This window comes from Bradyrhizobium ottawaense, assembly GCF_900099825.1.
Taxonomy (GTDB): Bacteria; Pseudomonadota; Alphaproteobacteria; order Rhizobiales; family Xanthobacteraceae; genus Bradyrhizobium; species Bradyrhizobium ottawaense_A.
On record NZ_LT629693.1, the window covers coordinates 2,070,227 to 2,086,962 of the forward strand.

Below are 16,736 nucleotides of genomic sequence, written 5' to 3' on the forward strand. Positions count from 1 at the left end.
CCAACCACGCGCCGTCATACCCGCGAAGGCGGGTATCCAGTAATCACTGGCCCGGATTCGAGCCGAGACGTCAGGGCGTACTGGATCATCCGCCCCAGTGCGCAATTGCGCACAAGGCGGATGATGACAGTTACCGCGCATCTTCCAGGATCATGTCCGACGCCTTCTCGGCAATCATGATCGTCGGCGCATTGGTGTTGCCCGACATCAAATCCGGCATGACCGAGGCATCGACCACGCGCAGGCCTTCGATGCCGCGAACTTTTAGCCGCTGGTCGACAACCGCCAGCGGATCGTTGCCCATCCGGCAGGTCGACGTCGGATGATAGACTGTGCTGCCGGTGCGGCGGCAGAAATCCAGCAACTCGTCGTCGCTCGCCACCTTCGGCCCCGGATCGACCTCGCCGACCGCATAGGGTTTCAACGCAGGCGCCGCCAGAATCTTGCGCAGGATCCCGATGCCGTCGATGAAGGCCCGGCGATCGGTTTCGGTCGCAAGATAATTGATGCGGATTTCCGGCGGCACCGAAGGATCGGCGCTCTTGATGCGCAGCGAGCCGCGGCTTTCCGGGCGCAACTGGCAGACCGAGGCGGTGAAGCCGGACTGCGCATGCAGTTTCTCGCCCATCTTGTCGGTCGAGAACGGCAGGAAGTGAATCTGGATATCGGGGCTCGCCAATCTGGGATTGGTCTTGAAGAACGCGCCCGAGGTGCCAGCGGCAATCGTCAGCGGTCCCTTTCGGAACGCCGCGTATTGCGCGCCGGCCAGCATCTTGCGAATGGGATTGTTGACGATATCGTTCAGCGTCACGGACTGCGCGCAACGCGTCACCAGCCGTACCTGCAGGTGATCCTGCAGGTCGTTGCCGACGCCTTGCGCATCGAGCACGACATCAATGCCGTGGCTCTTCAGGAGGTCCGCCGGTCCGACGCCGGAGAGCTGCAGCAGTTGCGGCGAATTATACGCGCCGCTGGAAACCAGGATTTCCTTGCGCGCCCGCGCCGTGCGTACGCGGCCTTCCTGCTTGTATTCGACCGCTTTGGCACGACGTCCCTCGAACAGGATGCGCTGCGCCAGCGCCGAGGTCTCGACGTGCAGATTGCTCCGCTTCAATGCAGGCCGCAGATAGGAGAACGCAGTCGAGGCGCGCCGTCCGCGCTTGGTCGTGGTCTGGAAAAATCCCGCACCTTCCTGGGTGGCGCCGTTGAAATCGGGATTGGTCGGAATGCCGGCCTCGGCGGCGGCGACCACGAAGGCCTCCGACACCGGATCGGCGTGCCGCCAGTCGGAGACCGGCAGCGGTCCACCCGCGCCGTGATATTTGCTCTCGCCGCGCTGCTGGTTCTCGGCCTTCTTGAAATAGGGCAGTACGTCGTCATAGCCCCAGCCGGCATTGCCGCGCTGACGCCATCGGTCGTAATCCTCGTGCTGCCCGCGCACGTAAAGCAGTCCGTTGATCGAACTCGAACCGCCCAACACCTTGCCGCGCGGCTGAAACACCTGGCGACCGTTCAGTCCCGGTTCGGGCTCGGTCTGGTACATCCAGTTGACGGTCTTTTCCTTGAACAGCTTGCCGTAGCCGAGTGGCACGTGGATCCAGAGATTGGTGTCCTTGGGTCCGGCTTCCAGCAGCAGCACCGAATGCTTGCCGTCGGCGCTCAGGCGATTGGCGAGCACGCAGCCGGCCGAACCGGCACCGACGACGATATAATCGAATTCGGCAGCGTCATTGTTGTTATTGTTCATTGGCTTCCTCCCGCGCCACGAGAGGTAGCGGGGCCACCACAGGCGGTCAAGCGGCCTTCAGCGCAGCCGAAGCGCCTCGATCAGCGACTTGAAAGCGCGGCTGTATTCACCGCCGGCCTTGAGCACGTCCGACCGGCCGGCGCAGGCGACGGCCGCTTCCGTCGCGGCGCCGAGCAGCAGACGCGCGAGCGGCTCGATCGGCTGCCGCGCGATCAGACCGGCATCCATCGCCGCCGCGAGTGCGCGCGGAAATTTTCCGCCGAAATGCTGCGCGTCGATTTCACGCCAGCGCTCCCAGCCCAGCACCGCCGGGCCGTCGCGCAGGATGATCTGGCAGGTCGCTCCCTTCGCGCACGCGGCGAAATAATGCTGCGTGCCTGCGACCATCGCCGCCAGCACATCCCTTTCCGTCCGCACCGCACGATCGATATCGGCGACGAGGTCGCGCGAGACCGCATCGAACACCACCTCGAATACAGCCTCCTTGGTGGCGAAGTGATGATAGACGGCGCCCTTCGCCACCTGCGCGGACTCCGCGATATCGTCGATGGTGGTGGCGGCGAAACCGCGGTCGCCGAACAGGCGGCGTCCCGCCTTCAGGATGGCCTCCGTTGTCGCCGCGCGTCGTTCAGCCTGTTTCGCCATCGGTTTTGTCTAGTCGAAATTTGCCGCGGCGGCCAGTTGACTTTCCGACCCTTGGTCGGTATTTACCGACTTATAGTCGGTTTATATCACGCACGAGGTCACGCTATGCCGAGCCGTCAAACCGTTGAAGCTTTTGTCGCGCTGGTGGAAGCCGGCGACTATGTCGGCGCGATCGAGCATTTCTATGCGCCCGATGCATCGACGCGGGAGAACACCGGCGAGGCCGTGGTCGGCCGCGACGTGCTGATGGCCAAGGAGCGCGGCGTCATGGCCAGGTTCCGGAAGATCGAGGCTTCGCGCATCGGCCCAGTGCTGATCGAGGGCGACACCGTGACAGCGCGCTGGAAGTTCACCTTCACTGGCGCCGACGGATCGTCGCGGTCGCTGGAGGAAATCGCCTGGCAGACCTGGCGCGGCGACAAGCTGATCGAGGAGCGTTTCTTCTACGATCCGCGTCAAATGGCGCAGTGAGCCCAGCCTGAAAAAATCGATTTTCGATTGACGACACCGGAATAGCCCGCCAATCTGCCTTTGATGAGCAGTATCGGGTTGAGTTTTGGTGACGATCTGGCCGGCGACCGGCCCAGAAGCCTGACGTCGGCCGTTCAGGAACGGCTGCGGACAGACATCCTTTCGACACGGCTGCTGCCTGGCCAGAAGCTGCATATCGCGGGCCTCGCCAAGCAGTTTTCCGTCAGTCTCGCCGCGGTCCGCGAGGCCCTGTCGCGCCTCGTCGCCGACGGGCTGGTGCAGGCCTCGGACCAGCGCGGCTTCCGGGTCAGCCCGGTCTCGCCGGCGGACCTCAGGGACGTCACGCAGACCCGCGTCGATATCGAGGGACTGGCGCTGCGGCGCTCGATCGAGAACGGCGACCGCGCATGGCTCGGTTCGGTAGAGCAATCCTTCGCGGCGCTCGTTGCCGTCCCCTATACCTATCCGGATGATCCGACCCATCATTACGAGGAATGGGTAGTACTTCACCGCATCTTCCACCGCACGCTGGTCAATGCCTGCGGCTCGCCCTGGTTGCTCGGCTTTCGCGATATCCTGCACGAGCAGAGCGAACGCTATCGCCGGCTGTCGATCCGGCGCAACACCGAAAAGTCCCGCAATGTCGAGGCCGAACACGCCGCGATCGTTCACGCCGTGCTCAAGCGTGATGCCGACGCCGCCGTCGCGGCGCTGTCGAAGCATTTCCTGACGACCATGCATCTGGTCGAACTTGCGACACCCAAACCATTGGGGATTGTCGACACCGCCTGATCGAAAATTCGAAAACGCCAATCCAAATCAAAAAAAGCAAAGGGAACGTCACAATGAGCTTCACACGACGTCACGTGTTGACCACGATTGCCGCAGCCGCCCTGCTCGGCACGTCGGCGATGGCGCAAGCCGCGGATACGGTCCGCATCGGCCTTCCGACCAAGACCTATTGGCCGACCACGATCGCGGAGACCGCGGTCAAGCAGAAGCTGTTCGAGAAGGAAGGCATCACCGCGGAACTGACGATCTATCGCGGCGGCGCCGAGACGTTCGAGGCGATGGCCGCGGGCGCCGCCGACGTCATCCTCGACGCGACGTCGCTCGCTGCGGCTGGGCGCAAGAAAGGCGTGATGTCGAAAGTGGTCGCCAATGCCGCGATGGGCTATTACGGCTGGCAGTTGATGGTGCTTGCCAAGTCGACGGCCGGGGTCAAGGACCTCAACACCAAGAAGGTCGCGATCACGTCGGCGGGCTCGGGCTCCGACCTGCTGGCGCTGTGGACCATTCAGGACAAGAAGATCGACTTCACCCGCGTGCCGGTCGGCGGCGGCGGCCTGGTGCCGAACCTGCTCGCCGGCAATGTCGACGCCGCGGTGGTCTATTCGCCGCTCAGCTTCCAGATTTCCAAGTCCGGTGAGGCCAAGACCATTCTCGATTATTCGAAGGAAGTGCCGCCGAATCTCGCTGCCGGCTGGATCGTGCTCGACAAATACGCGCAGGAGAAGCCGGCTCTGGTGCAGAAGACGCTGAACGCGCTCTATGGCGCGCTGATGTTCATGCGCGACAACAAGGATGTCACCGTCAAGCTGATCGCCGAACTCTATGAGATTCCCGCCGAGATCGCCGCGCTGGAATATGAAAACACGATTCTGAAGCTGGAAACCGACGGCAGCATGAGCGGGACGAAGATACCGGAAGAGGTTCAGCTGGCGCTCGACATGGCCAAGGCCGGCGGCATGAAGGATCTGGCACCAGCGGCCGAGGTCATCTCGACCCAGTTCAAGCCGGTCCCAACCAAACCCTGAGGCGACAGCGATGCAAGGTGTCGGCGTAAAGGCGGCGCGGGTCGCGATTGTGGTGGCGCTGTTTGCGATATGGGAAATCCTGTCGCGGACCGGCTTCGTCAATCCGCGGCTGCTCCCCTCGGCGTCCGACACGCTGTCGACGCTCGCCGACCTCCTGCAGCGCGCGAGCGTCCGCAAGGATCTGGTGGTGACGGCGACCGAGGTGCTGACCGCGTTCGCGCTCGCCGTTCCCTTCGGTACGCTGATCGGCTTCCTGATTGCCGAAAATCGCTACTTTGCCGACGTCGCGAAGCCCTTGCTGTTCTTCGCTTTCAGCATTCCCAAGTCGATCTTCCTGCCGATGTTCATCCTGGTGTTCGGGGTCGGCTTTTCGCAGAAGGTCGGCTTCGGCTTCTTCTCGACCATCTTCATCGTGATCATGTCGACCACGACGGCGGTGGAGTCGGTCAAGGTCGAACATCTGACGGTCGCCCGCTCCTATGGCGCGACGCCGATGCAGACCGAGTTCCGCGTCTATCTGCCGAGCATGCTGCCGGTGCTGCTCGAGGCGCTGCGGATTTCGATGATCTTCAACCTGACGGGGGTCATCCTTGCCGAAATGTACGCTTCACGCGACGGCATCGGCCACCAGATCGCAACCTGGGGCGAGAATTTTCAGATGAAGCAGTTGCTGGCCGGCGTGATCATGATCGCCGCGGTCGCCATCACCTTCAACGAACTGGTCAGATGGGTGGAAACACGATGCAGCCATTGGCGAACATAACCCCGCTGAAGCCGGCCGGCGCGATCGAGGTCCGCAATGTCGGCCAGATCTTCAAGACCACGACGCAGGACGTCGTCGCGCTCGAGGACGTTTCGCTCGACGTCAAACCCGGCCGCTTCGTCGTGCTGGTGGGCCCGAGCGGCTGCGGCAAGTCGACGCTTCTGATGATGATGGCCGGCCTGCGCCAGCAGACGTCGGGCACCATCACCATCAGCGGTGCGCCGATCCCCGAGCCCGATCCAAATCGCGTCGGCGTGGTATTTCAGGAGGCCAGCCTGTTTCCGTGGTTGACGGCGGAGGAGAATGTCGAATTCCCGCTGGCGCTGCGCCGCGTTGCCAAGGACGAGCGCCGCGCCAAGGCGCAGGATGCGCTGAAGCTGGTCGGGCTCGACGGGTTCGGCAAGCGTCATCCGCACGAATTGTCCGGCGGAATGAAGCAGCGCGTCTCGATCGCACGCGGCATGGTGCAGGACCCGCCGGTGCTGCTGATGGACGAGCCGTTCGCGGCACTCGACGAACAGACCCGCATGACCATGGGCGACGAGTTGCTGCGGATCTGGGCCGCGACCGGCAAGACCGTGGTGTTCGTCACCCATAGCCTCACTGAGGCGGTCTATCTCGCCGACGAAGTGATCGTGATGTCGCCGCGGCCCGGGCGCATCGTCGACCATCTGCAGGTCTCGCTGCCCCGCCCGCGCACCTACGAGATGCTGAGCGGCGACGCCTTCGGCACCCTGCGCGACCGCATCTGGCGGCACATCCGCAAATCGGCGTGAGGTTCCGATGACCGCAACAACGCTCCGCAGACTGATCGTGATTGGCCTGATCGCGCTGTGGGAAATTCTGCCGCGCGCAGGCCTCGTTCCCGAATTGTTTCTGCCGTCGCTGTCCTCGACGTTGTCAGCCGGCTGGAGCGAGGCGGCCGAGTATGGCCACGCGCTGGTCGTGACGCTCTACGAGGTCGCAATATCGATGGCGTTCGCCTGCGGCGGCGGCATCCTGCTCGGCGCCGTCGTCGGCAGCCTGCCTCGGCCGCGCATCCTGATCATGCCGATGGTATCCAGTCTTTACGCGGTGCCGCTGGTCATTCTCTATCCGGTCTTCACCGTGTGGCTCGGCATCGGCTCGGAATCCAAAATCGCGTTCGCGTCGATCTATGGCTTCCTGCCAACGATGCTGGCGACCGCCGCCGGGATCCAGACCATCAATCCGCAGTTGCTGCTCGCTGCCCGCAGCATGGGCGCGACACTGAGCCAGCGGCTGGTGCGGGTGATCATTCCGGCCGCGATCCCGACCGTGCTGTCTGGGTTGCGCGTCGGCGGCGCGCTCGTGATCGTCGGCGTGGTGGTGTCGGAGATGCTGATCTCTTCCGCCGGCATCGGCTACCTGATCTCGCGCTATCGCACCATTCTCGACAGCGCGCATGTCTTTGCCGGCGTGCTGCTGGTACTGGCGATGGCGATCGCCTTCAACGCCGGCATCAAGTGGATCGAGCGCAAGGCCGCGATCTGGCAGACCGGATCGCGCGCCGGCCAGCGCGCCGCCGACGAACTTACCGCCGGCACCCTGCAGCCGGCGACCTAGTGGAGTATTTTAAGTGTTCGACCTGACGCTGACATTCGACAATGGCCCCGAGCCCGGCGTGACGCCGCGCGTGCTCGACATCTTGCGCGAGCGCGGCATCAAGGCCACCTTTTTCGTAATCGGGGAAAAGCTCGGCGATCCCGTGCGCAGGCAACTCGCCGTGCGCGCCCATGACGAGGGGCACTGGATCGGCAATCACACCTTTACGCACACCGTTCCGCTCGGGCAGCAGCGTGACCCCGCGGCGGCGCAAAACGAAATTGGTCGAACGCAAGCCACGATCGGCGATCTCGCGCACACCGCGCGCTGGTTCCGGCCGTTCGGCGGCGGCGGCAATCTCGACGAGCGGCTGCTAAAACCGTCCGTCGTCGATTATCTCACCGGCCACAAACATAGCTGCGTGCTGTGGAACGCGATCCCGCGCGACTGGGCCGATCCAGATGGCTGGGTCGACCGCGCGCTGGAGCAATGCCGGTCGCAGCCGTGGAGCCTGATGGTGCTGCACGACCTGCCGACCGGTGCGATGAACCATCTCGAGCGTTTTCTCGACCGTGCCACCGAAGCCGGCGCGCGCTTTCATCAGGATTTTCCGCCCGGTTGCGTCCCGATCCGTTCGGGCGAGATCGTGCTGCCCATCCACGCCTATGTTTCCAACATCGAAGAGAGTGTCACACCATGAAGATTGCAAGTTTCAAGGCGGGTACCACCGCAACCTGGGGCCTTGTCACCGACGCCGGGATCATCGACGCCGGCAAGCGGCTGAAGGCCTACCCGACGTTGAAGGCCTTGCTGGCGAAGGGATCGCTCGACGAATTAAAGGCGCTCAAGGGCGAGCGGGCGGACTACGCGCTGGCCGAAATCGAGCTGCTGCCAACCGTGCCCGACCCGGACAAGATCTTCTGCATCGGCGTCAACTACTCCACGCATCTGGCCGAAAGCGGCCACCCCACCCCGCCGCATCCGATGATCTTCACCCGCTTTGCCAACAGCCAGGTCGGCGGCGGCCAACCGATGATCCGGCCGCTGGAATCCGAGCGCTTCGACTATGAAGGCGAGATGGCCGTCATCATCGGCAAGGCCGGCCGCCGCATTTCCCGCGAGAAGGCGCTCGGCCACGTCGCGGGCTATGCCTGCTACAATGACGGCAGCATCCGCGACTGGCAGCGCCACACCTCGCAATTCGCGCCCGGCAAGAATTTCGTCGCCACCGGCGGCTTCGGACCGTGGATGGTGACAACAGACGAAATCCCCGACATCTCCAAGCAGACCATTGCGACCCGTCTCAACGGCGTCGAGGTGCAGGCAGCACCAATCTCCGACCTCGTGTTCGACGTCCCTGCCTTGATCGCCTATTGCTCGACCTTCACCGAACTCGTCCCCGGCGACGTCATCGTCACCGGCACCACCGGCGGCGTCGGCGCCTACCGCACACCGCCGCTCTGGATGAAGGAGGGTGACGTGGTCGAGGTCGAGGTTTCCGGCATCGGTGTGTTGCGCAATCCGGTCAAGGACGAGGTTGCGGCGGCAGCGACGCGCGCGGCCTAAGCAAAAAATAGAATAACAAGAGCAAGGAGACGATCATGAACCTGCCAAAGCACCTGTTGCCGACCACGGTGGTCGGCAGCTATCCGCAACCGGAATGGCTGGTCGACCGCGCGATGCTGTGCAAGGTGGTGCCGCGCACGCGCATGCATGCGATGTGGCGGCTGCCGGCCGAGCATCTTGAAGAAGCGCAGGACGACGCCACCATCGTTGCTATCCGAGACATGGAGCGCGCGGGCATCGACGTGGTCACCGACGGCGAAATCCGCCGCGAGAGCTACTCGAACCGTTTCGCCACAGCGCTTGACGGCATCGACGCCGACAATCCCGCCATTATCACGGCGCGCAACGGCACCCAGACGCCGGTGCCGCGCGTGGTCGGACCGGTGAAGCGCAGCCGCCCGGTCGAACAGACCGACATGGAATTCCTGCGCAAAAATACCGACCGCGCTGCCAAGATCACCCTGCCCGGCCCGTTCACAATGAGCCAGCAGGCCAAGAACGAATTCTACAAGGACGACGAGGAGCTGGCGATGGCGTTCGCCGCCGCAGTCAACGCCGAGGCACTCGACCTGCAGAAAGCCGGCGCCGACGTGATCCAGCTCGACGAGCCCTGGGTGCGCAACAATCCGGATCTTGCGCGGCGCTATGCAGTCAAGGCGATCAACCGTGCGCTGCAGGGCCTCACGGTGCCGACCGTCGTGCATCTGTGCTTCGGCTATGCAGCGGTCGTGCCGGGCTCGACCAAGCCGGCCGGCTATTCGTTCCTCGCCGAACTCGCCGACACCCACGCCGAACAGATTTCGATCGAGGCGGCGCAGCCAAAGCTCGATCTCGGCGTGCTGAAGGATCTATCGTCGAAGAAGATCATGCTCGGCGTGCTCGACCTCGGCAATCCCGAGATCGAGACGGCGGAGGTCGTGGCCGACCGCATCCGCAACGGCCTCAAGCATGTCGCGGCCGATCGCCTTGTCGTCGCGCCCGACTGCGGCATGAAATACATGCCGCGCCAAGTCGCGTTCGGAAAGCTGAAGGCAATGTGCGACGCGGCCGCAACGGTGCGCAGGGAGATCAGCTAGACCGAAGGCCTTTTTGTCTTACGCGTTTTCTTCACGCGAACCGGATCCCACTTCGCTCGAAAACGCTATGGCGATCAGAGCAGCTTGGCGCGGACGAACAGCGCGCGCAGCGCGTTGGTCGCCTGCACCGTCAGCATCGCATTGCCGGCGGCGCGCTGCAGGGCGCCGACGGCATCGGCGTGCAGCGCGCGGAATTCGATCCACTCGATGCTGCTGAGATTGGTAATGAACTGATACGCCTGGCCGACCGTGCCGATCGACACCGTCTTGCCGTTCAGATTGATCTTGAAAATCGCCCGCAGCGGTGTGTCGGAATCGGAGGCTTCGCCCGCGACCGCCGTCATGACGGAGACGTCGAGCGCCGCGACGCGGTGAGGCCCTCGCGCAGGTTCGGCACCACGACCAGACGCGTGACCTCACCGTTGTTGTACGCCTTCAGGAACCTGTCGTAATCCTTGATCGAGACGCAGCCGTTGGAATCGCCGTTGGGGCCGAGCATGTAGCTGTGCACCAGCAGGCCCGACCGGCCGAGCGTGTCGCTTTCGCCAACCGGAGTCATGCGAAGCGCCGCGACTCCGTGAAACAGCTTCTCTCGCGGCTTCAGGTCGTAGACGGCCGGCGGCGTCGCCCCAACCATGCGTTGGTTCACATGGGAAGGATCGTCCATCAGGCTGCCGAGGCCGGAATGCGCCTCGAGCCTCGCGCCGTTCGGCAGATACACCGCGCGCGCCGAAATGTCGTAGACGGCGGTGAGGTTGTCGTAGCCGAGCGCTCCGAGGTCAGGCTTCTCGGCAAACAACCCGTCGCCGGGCGTCAGTGACGCCAGCGTGAAACGCATCGGCACCAGGTCGGCCAGTTTCTGGAACGCGGTGCGGCTATCCGACGGCGCCGGCGGTGGTGGATCGTTTCTCGCCTGCAGATTGGCCTCGACCGGCCGCGACCTCGGCATCGGCACCGACGCGGTCTCAGCCAATGGCGCCGGCGGAGTGGACGCGCCACTGCCGTCGCGCAGCTTCCCGATCAACAGGCTTTCGATGTGGCCGAACTCGGCATCGAAATCGGCGCGCAACGACCGGGCCACCGGACGCGAGGGATAGCTGATCACGGACCCATTGCGGGCCGCGCCCGAGCCGAACCGGTCATCGAACGAGATCGAGCCGGCGACGGACGAGTTCGCGCCGGCGACGAACGAGTTCGCGCTGGCGATATTGGCCGATGCCGGTTTGTGGATCCAGCCGACGAGGTCGAAATCGGTGATCGAGGCGGCCAGCACTGACGCCATTGCAATCGCGGCGAAGGCGAATGCCGCCTTGGCGAACAATGGGGCGCCGCGGCTCGACTCAAGCCTGGCATTTCTCTTCGTGAAGCTATCCATCCGTCCCCGGCTCGGCGCTCCGAAATCACCCCTGATTCGTAAGGGATTCACCGAATAAGTGCCAATATAATGCAAACCAAAACAAGGCATAATCGAGACAGGCGATGGCCGCCATCGCCACCGGCCCAATCCACGGCTCCAGGCCATGTCATGGTAAACGGGCCGCGGCTTGAAATATCTGCCACAATTCAGGGCCTGCGAACCGGAGCCGTATTCGGGGCGGGCGCCTGCTCCATTTCGGCCTGTTCCGGCAGCTTTTCCGCGTGCACGGCCAGCGTCTCCCCGATCCAGATCGGATCGGCAAGGTGGTCCCGCCGCGGGTTGGTGGTGTTCGGATGCACCAGAACACTCAATTTGCCATGGTTGAGCATCAGCCAGGGAACCAGATCGGGGAATATCTCCCTGGCGAAAGCCACCTGATACATGGCCTGGTCGTGCGGCCCGACCTTGACGTCGTGCCAGCGTCCAAGCGTTACGGAGAAGCGTTCGCCGATCCAGCTGCGCAATTGCTCGGCCTCGGCCCGCGTCGTCGCCGGATCGTAATAGATATGGGCATGATAGCTCGCGATCTCGTCCGTCGATCGCGGACCCGCCTTGGGTGTACCGGTCATGTCATCCGCTCCACGCCATCGCCGCTTCGAATGCCGGCCGCGATGATCGCTGCAACCTGAGGCGTGGTCAATGCATGCGTCCGTCAGCGCCCGCCGACCTCGCGGATGGGCCTTGAACCGTCCCAGCCAATAGCGGCCCGCCTGATCCGCTCGAAGAAAGCTCCCTTGGCTCCGCTGATGTCGGATATTTCGATCACGGTGCCGGGATGGGACTGGGTATCGAAATAGGCGAAGCGGCCCTGCTCGCCGCCGATCTGGCCTTCGTGCCCGACCCTGTAACCGAGCGAGAGCGCCCGGTCGTAGAGCGATTGGTAATCCTTCGACCAATACGACATGTGCTGCAGCCCTTCGCGGCCGGAGTCGAGAAACTCCTTGTACATCGACGGCGCATCGTTCCGTTGCTGGATCAACTCGATCTGCAGATCGCCGGAATTGGCGAGTGCGATGCTCATCTCGACGCTGGAGTCTTTTCCGCGGTGACGAAAATAGTCGGTCTTGACCCGATCCATGTAGTACCAGGGCCCGACACCCATGACGTTGATCCAGTGATCCATGGCGGCGCGGATGTCGCGGATCACATAGCCGTTCTGGGCGACCGCTCCGAAAACACGACTCATGTTGCCTCCTTTACCGGCGGCATCCGCCCCCCCGGGGGCCGCGCGCCAGTTTCATCCCGATATTATTGGCCGCTGGTGGAGTTCGAAGCGGATTGCCGCCGCCGAGGTCACCTGCAGATGCTCGAGGCGAGGCTATATCGTTTCTGGAAACGTTTTCAATGTCTTGGAGATAATTTATCCAAGTATTTGATTTAACGAAGCTTATATGCCTAAATCGATATGAGAATTGATCCATGGAGGCGCGATGGCCCGAACCCAGCCCAATGCGCGCCCGACGATCCGCGACGTCGCCGCGCAGGCCGGCGTATCGGTCAGCAGCGTCAGCCGGGTATTGAACGGCGGCCCGCACACCAGCCCGGAGCTGCATGGCAAAATCATGCGCGTGGTCAATCGGCTGGGATTCGAGCCCCATCCGGCGGCGCAAGCCCTGCGGTCGCGCGCGACCAACACCATCGGCTGCATGGTGTCGGACATCTCGAACCCGCTCTACAGCGAGATGGTCAACGCGGCGGAGGATGAACTGCAGCGCGCCGGCTACGTGCTGATGCTCGGCACGACGCGACACGCGGAGGCTCGCGAAACCGCATTCGTGTCTGCCGTCCGGCGGCGGCGGATGGATGGACTGCTGTTGTTTGCCGGCGACAACACCCACAAGGATTTCACCGCCGCGCTGGCGACGCTCGACCTGCCCTGTGTCGGGATCGATCGCGAAGTGCCAGGAGTCCCGTCGGTGCGTGCGGATCATCGCGGCGGCGGCCTGGAAGTGACGCGCCACCTCATTGGGCTCGGCCATCGTCGCATCGCGCTGCTGACGGGGCCGGCCTCGCTGCTGCCAAGTACGGAGCGGCTCGCCGGCTATCGGCAGGCACATTTCGACGCGGGACTTGAAATCGATCTCGATCTGGTGCGGCCGCAGGTGCATGGATCGGGCATCGCCTTCAGCGACGTCTGCCAGTTGCTGCAGAGCCCAGCTCCGCCCACCGCGATCATCACGCTCGGAACGCATATGTTGGCGAGCGTCCTGGATGCCCTTGCCAGCCATGGCGTTCGGTATCCTGACGATATCTCGCTGGTCTGCGTCGGCGACACCGACCTTGCTCGCCACGCGACGCCAGCGATCAGCTCACTGACATGGGATTTGAGCGAGATCGGCCGGATCGCTGCAAAAATCCTGCTCGACCGGATGCGCGACGGCGATGAGGTCCAGGATACCCCGCCGGATACACGGCCGGTCTATCTGCCGACCAGGTTCATCCTTCGGCACTCCTGCGCCGAACCAAAAGGCCGCCCGAAGTGATCCAGCAAGAAGCGATCCAATAAAATCACGCCAATAAAAAAGAAACACGGGAACCCCCAGGGAGAGAAAATGAAATTCCGTACGATGATGCTGTCGCTGCTGACGCTGGCATTGGTAACGATGCCGGCACGCGCCGACGATGCGACCGACTATCCTTCCAGGAAAATCCGGATGCTGCTGCCGTTCGCGGCTGGCGGCGGTGGCGACGTCATCGGCCGGCTGCTGGCCGACAAGATGGGCAAGCGCCTCGGCCAAACCATCTTCATCGAAAACCGAACCGGCGCAGCGGGAACCATCGGCACCCAACAGGCCGCGACGTCGCCGGCGGACGGCTACACCATCACGATCGGCGGCATGACCACCCACGTGCTCGCGCCGGCTTCCTATGCCAGCCTTCCCTACGACGCGATCAAGGATTTCACGACCATCGGGCGCATCGGAACGTCGTCGATCCTTCTGGTGGCCACCAACGACTTTGCCGCCGACGACCTTCGCGGACTAACCGAGATATCGAAGAAGGGCGATCCGATCCTGTACGGGAGCTGGGGCGTCGGCTCGACCGGACATTTCTGCGGCGAAATACTTTCCCAGAAGGCGGGCGTCCGCCTCGAGCATGTTCCGTTCAGTGGCGCAGCCAAGCTCGCCAACGACCTGTTGGGCGGACACATCAAACTCGGCATGCTCGATATGGCGACGGCAACGCCGTTCGTGAAGGACGGCAAGCTGAAGGCGCTGGCCGCGTGCGGGGGGCGATCGCCAAGCCTGCCGCAAGTCGGCAGCTACAAGGACCAGGGCGTCGACTTCGAGCGCAGCCTGTCCTGGGTCATGTACGCGCCTGCAGGCATTCCCGACATCGTCGCGCGAAAATTATCGACTGCGCTGAAGGAGGCGGTCGATGATCCCGAGATCGTCGAAAAACTGCTCGCGCTTGGGGTGACCGCCGACTTCGTTCCCGGCGATCAGCAGCGCGACATCAACGCGCGTGACATCGAGGCCTGGAAGAAGGTCGCGGTCGAAGCCAAGATCGAAATCAAGTAGGGCCTCACGCCATGACGTCATCTTCACCAGATCCTTCCGTCATCGCGATGCCGAACGGACATCGCGTCGGCGCCTTGCTCGAAGGGCGTGTCGCCGTCATTTCGGGGGCCGGGCGCGAGCGCGGCATCGGCAAGGCAACAGCAAAACTGTTTGCAGCGCACGGCGCCAGCGTCGCACTGCTCGATCTCGATGAGGCCGAAGTTCAGACCGCGGCGGCCGATCTCGCCGCAGCGGGCGCGAACGCCATCGGCATCACCTGCGACGTCAGCCAACCCGATTCCTGCCGGGCCGCGATCGAGCGCGTGCTGGCGTGGCCGAAAAGTCGGGGCCGGATCGACATCCTCGTCAACAATGCAGGCCTTACCCAAAGGAAACGGGTCGCGGATATCTCGCTTGAAGACTACAGCCGCATCACCGAGGTCGTGCTCGCGGGCACCCTGCGGCTGTCGCAGGCTGTGATGCCCGCGATGCGATCGCAGCGCGCGGGAAGCATCATCTGCATTTCGTCGATGTCGGCGCAGCAAGGTGGCGGGGTGTTCGGTGGCGCGCATTATTGCGCGGCCAAGGCCGGCGTCCTCGGCCTTGTCAGGGCGATGGCGCGGGAGCTCGGACCGGACGGCATCCGCGCCAACGCGATCACGCCCGGCCTGATCCTGACCGACTTCTCGCGATCCGGGGCCACGGATGAATCCAAGCACGCCATTGCCAAAGACTGGCCGCTGGGAAGGGCCGGCGATCCCGCCGAAATTGCCGGCGCGTGCCTGTTCCTCGCTTCGGATCTCTCGTCCTACGTCACCGGTGTGACTCTCGACGTCAACGGCGGCGCCTATATGCGCTGAAACGCCAGGAGCCCGGTTCTGACTGGGTCAGAACCGGGCTCCGGTTTTCGAAACGTGATGAAGGGCGATCACTTGCCCTTGAACAGCACCGGAAGCTGGCGCGGGCCGCGCACGGTGCCTTCCGACCATTTGACCTCGCCGGCCGGATCGAGCTTGAAATCAGGAATCCGCTTCAGCCATTCCTCGATCGCGACCGTCATCTCCATGCGCGCGAGGTTAGAGCCGACGCAGCGGTGAATGCCGAGGCCGAAGGCGGCGTGGCGGTTTTCCTTGCGGTCGATCACCACCTTGTCGGCATCCGGGAACATCGCGGGATCGCGGTTGGCGGCCGGGAACGACAGCAGCACCATATTGCCAGGCTTGACCGGGCAACCGCTGATGGAGGTTTCCCCGATCACTTCACGCGCCATCGTCACCGGCGAATAGGCCCGCAGGAATTCCTCGATCGCGGTCGGCATCAATTCCGGCTCGGCGATCAGGCGGTCGCGGTCGGCGGGCGTTTTCGCCAGATGCCACAGCGAGGCGCCGATCCCGCTCCAGGTGGTGTCGATCCCGGCGATCAGAAGCAGCCGCAGCGAGCCGAGCACATGCATGTCCGACAGCGGCTGGCCGTCCTTGTCCCTGGCGTTCATCATTGTAGAAATGAGGTCGTCGGTCGGGTTCTTCTTGCGCGCCTCGATATGCCCGGCGAAATAATGGGTCATTTCATGCACCGCGCGCATCAGCGCGGCGTCATCCTTGATGCCGAGTTCGAGAATTTCGTGAATCCACTTGATGAAGAGATCGCCGTCCTTTTCGGGAATGCCGAGCATGTGGGCGATCGCCCGAACCGGAATGTTCTTGGTATAGCGCGCCGCGGCGTCGCATTTGCCGTCCGCGATGAATTCGTCGATCAGTTCGTTGCAGATGGCGCGAACCCGCGGCTCCAGCTTCTTCATCGCGTCGGGCGTAAAGGGCGGCAGCAGCAATTGCTTGGCCGGCTTGTGCTCCGGCGGATCGGATGTGATCGGCGGCGCCGTATTGGTGATCGGCGGCCGGACGTCGCGCACGATGACGCGGCGGGAGGAGAAATGCTCGGTGTCGTAGGCGATTTCCTTCACCGCCTGATAGGTGGTCGGCAGGTAGCAGCCGAGGAAGCGCTTGGTATGCACGACCGGACATTCGCTGCGCAGTTCGTCCCAGATCGGAAACGGATCTTCGGTCCAGCGCGGATCGGTATGGTCGAAATCGTGGACCCAGTCCGAGACCGGGGGATGCTCGGGCATGACGCTGACGGTATCGGACATCCGGGTGATTTCCTTCTGCTTCGTT

19 protein-coding genes are annotated in these 16,736 nt (G+C 63.6%); 12 read left to right on the top strand and 7 right to left on the bottom strand.

Features of this window, described 5'->3' with window-relative positions; translation table 11 throughout:
• Positions 1-130: 130 nt before the first annotated feature.
• Positions 131-1,747 (bottom strand): GMC family oxidoreductase, encoded by a 1,617-nt coding sequence (locus BLR13_RS09650; protein WP_074825117.1) that lies wholly within the window; start codon positions 1,745-1,747, stop codon positions 131-133.
• A gap of 57 nt (positions 1,748-1,804) precedes the next feature.
• Positions 1,805-2,392 (bottom strand): TetR/AcrR family transcriptional regulator, encoded by a 588-nt coding sequence (locus BLR13_RS09655; protein ID WP_074825114.1) that lies wholly within the window; start codon positions 2,390-2,392, stop codon positions 1,805-1,807.
• Positions 2,393-2,497: 105 nt separating this feature from the next.
• On the opposite strand from BLR13_RS09655, the gene BLR13_RS09660 reads away from it, so the two are divergent.
• The 9 genes from BLR13_RS09660 (at position 2,498) to BLR13_RS09700 (ending at position 9,648) form a co-directional block, all read left to right on the top strand.
• Positions 2,498-2,863, top strand: coding sequence for a nuclear transport factor 2 family protein (locus tag BLR13_RS09660; RefSeq protein ID WP_074825112.1), 366 nt, complete (start codon positions 2,498-2,500; stop codon positions 2,861-2,863).
• Positions 2,864-2,926: 63 nt separating this feature from the next.
• Positions 2,927-3,655: a GntR family transcriptional regulator gene (locus BLR13_RS09665; protein ID WP_074825109.1), complete on the top strand. Its 729-nt coding sequence runs from the start codon at positions 2,927-2,929 to the stop codon at positions 3,653-3,655.
• A gap of 53 nt (positions 3,656-3,708) precedes the next feature.
• Positions 3,709-4,680 (top strand): ABC transporter substrate-binding protein, encoded by a 972-nt coding sequence (locus BLR13_RS09670; protein WP_074825106.1) that lies wholly within the window; start codon positions 3,709-3,711, stop codon positions 4,678-4,680.
• A gap of 10 nt (positions 4,681-4,690) precedes the next feature.
• Entirely contained in the window at positions 4,691-5,443 is a 753-nt protein-coding gene (locus BLR13_RS09675; protein ID WP_074825104.1) for an ABC transporter permease, read from the top strand.
• A complete protein-coding gene (locus BLR13_RS09680) occupies positions 5,422-6,219 on the top strand; it encodes an ABC transporter ATP-binding protein (protein ID WP_244525130.1) in 798 nt (265 codons plus the stop codon). Before BLR13_RS09675 ends, BLR13_RS09680 begins: the two co-directional genes overlap by 22 nt.
• A gap of 7 nt (positions 6,220-6,226) precedes the next feature.
• Positions 6,227-7,027 carry an ABC transporter permease gene (locus BLR13_RS09685; RefSeq protein WP_074825099.1) on the top strand — a complete coding sequence of 267 codons (801 nt, stop codon included), beginning with the start codon at positions 6,227-6,229 and terminating at the stop codon, positions 7,025-7,027.
• Positions 7,028-7,040: 13 nt separating this feature from the next.
• A complete protein-coding gene (locus tag BLR13_RS09690) occupies positions 7,041-7,706 on the top strand; it encodes a polysaccharide deacetylase family protein (protein WP_074825096.1) in 666 nt (221 codons plus the stop codon).
• Positions 7,703-8,572, top strand: coding sequence for a fumarylacetoacetate hydrolase family protein (locus BLR13_RS09695; protein ID WP_074825093.1), 870 nt, complete (start codon positions 7,703-7,705; stop codon positions 8,570-8,572). Before BLR13_RS09690 ends, BLR13_RS09695 begins: the two co-directional genes overlap by 4 nt.
• 35 nt (positions 8,573-8,607) lie before the next feature.
• Positions 8,608-9,648, top strand: a complete 1,041-nt coding sequence (locus BLR13_RS09700) for a uroporphyrinogen decarboxylase family protein (protein WP_171944981.1) — start codon at positions 8,608-8,610, stop codon at positions 9,646-9,648.
• Between the two features lie 74 nt (positions 9,649-9,722).
• On the opposite strand, the gene BLR13_RS09705 is transcribed toward BLR13_RS09700, so the two are convergent.
• From BLR13_RS09705 to BLR13_RS09720, 4 genes are all read right to left on the bottom strand, one after another.
• Positions 9,723-9,992, bottom strand: a complete 270-nt coding sequence (locus tag BLR13_RS09705) for a hypothetical protein (protein WP_074825091.1) — start codon at positions 9,990-9,992, stop codon at positions 9,723-9,725.
• Entirely contained in the window at positions 9,989-11,023 is a 1,035-nt protein-coding gene (locus BLR13_RS09710; RefSeq protein ID WP_083387621.1) for a DUF2778 domain-containing protein, read from the bottom strand. Before BLR13_RS09710 ends, BLR13_RS09705 begins: the two co-directional genes overlap by 4 nt.
• A 188-nt stretch (positions 11,024-11,211) precedes the next feature.
• Entirely contained in the window at positions 11,212-11,634 is a 423-nt protein-coding gene (locus BLR13_RS09715; RefSeq protein WP_074825088.1) for a DOPA 4,5-dioxygenase family protein, read from the bottom strand.
• A gap of 83 nt (positions 11,635-11,717) precedes the next feature.
• Positions 11,718-12,251: a VOC family protein gene (locus BLR13_RS09720; RefSeq protein WP_074825085.1), complete on the bottom strand. Its 534-nt coding sequence runs from the start codon at positions 12,249-12,251 to the stop codon at positions 11,718-11,720.
• A gap of 244 nt (positions 12,252-12,495) precedes the next feature.
• Here BLR13_RS09720 and BLR13_RS09725 point away from each other — a divergent pair, with 244 nt between their 5' ends.
• The 3 genes from BLR13_RS09725 to BLR13_RS09735 all read left to right on the top strand — a co-directional run bounded on the left by BLR13_RS09725 (position 12,496) and on the right by BLR13_RS09735 (position 15,425).
• Positions 12,496-13,548, top strand: coding sequence for a LacI family DNA-binding transcriptional regulator (locus BLR13_RS09725; RefSeq protein ID WP_074825083.1), 1,053 nt, complete (start codon positions 12,496-12,498; stop codon positions 13,546-13,548).
• Between the two features lie 69 nt (positions 13,549-13,617).
• Positions 13,618-14,586, top strand: coding sequence for a Bug family tripartite tricarboxylate transporter substrate binding protein (locus BLR13_RS09730; RefSeq protein ID WP_074825080.1), 969 nt, complete (start codon positions 13,618-13,620; stop codon positions 14,584-14,586).
• 47 nt (positions 14,587-14,633) lie between these two features.
• A complete protein-coding gene (locus tag BLR13_RS09735) occupies positions 14,634-15,425 on the top strand; it encodes an SDR family NAD(P)-dependent oxidoreductase (protein WP_074825077.1) in 792 nt (263 codons plus the stop codon).
• A gap of 68 nt (positions 15,426-15,493) precedes the next feature.
• Here BLR13_RS09735 and BLR13_RS09740 read toward each other — a convergent pair whose 3' ends face one another.
• The gene (locus tag BLR13_RS09740) at positions 15,494-16,711 is read right to left on the bottom strand and encodes a cytochrome P450 (RefSeq protein ID WP_074825076.1); all 1,218 of its coding nucleotides are present in this window, start codon (positions 16,709-16,711) and stop codon (positions 15,494-15,496) included.
• Positions 16,712-16,736 lie beyond the last annotated feature (25 nt).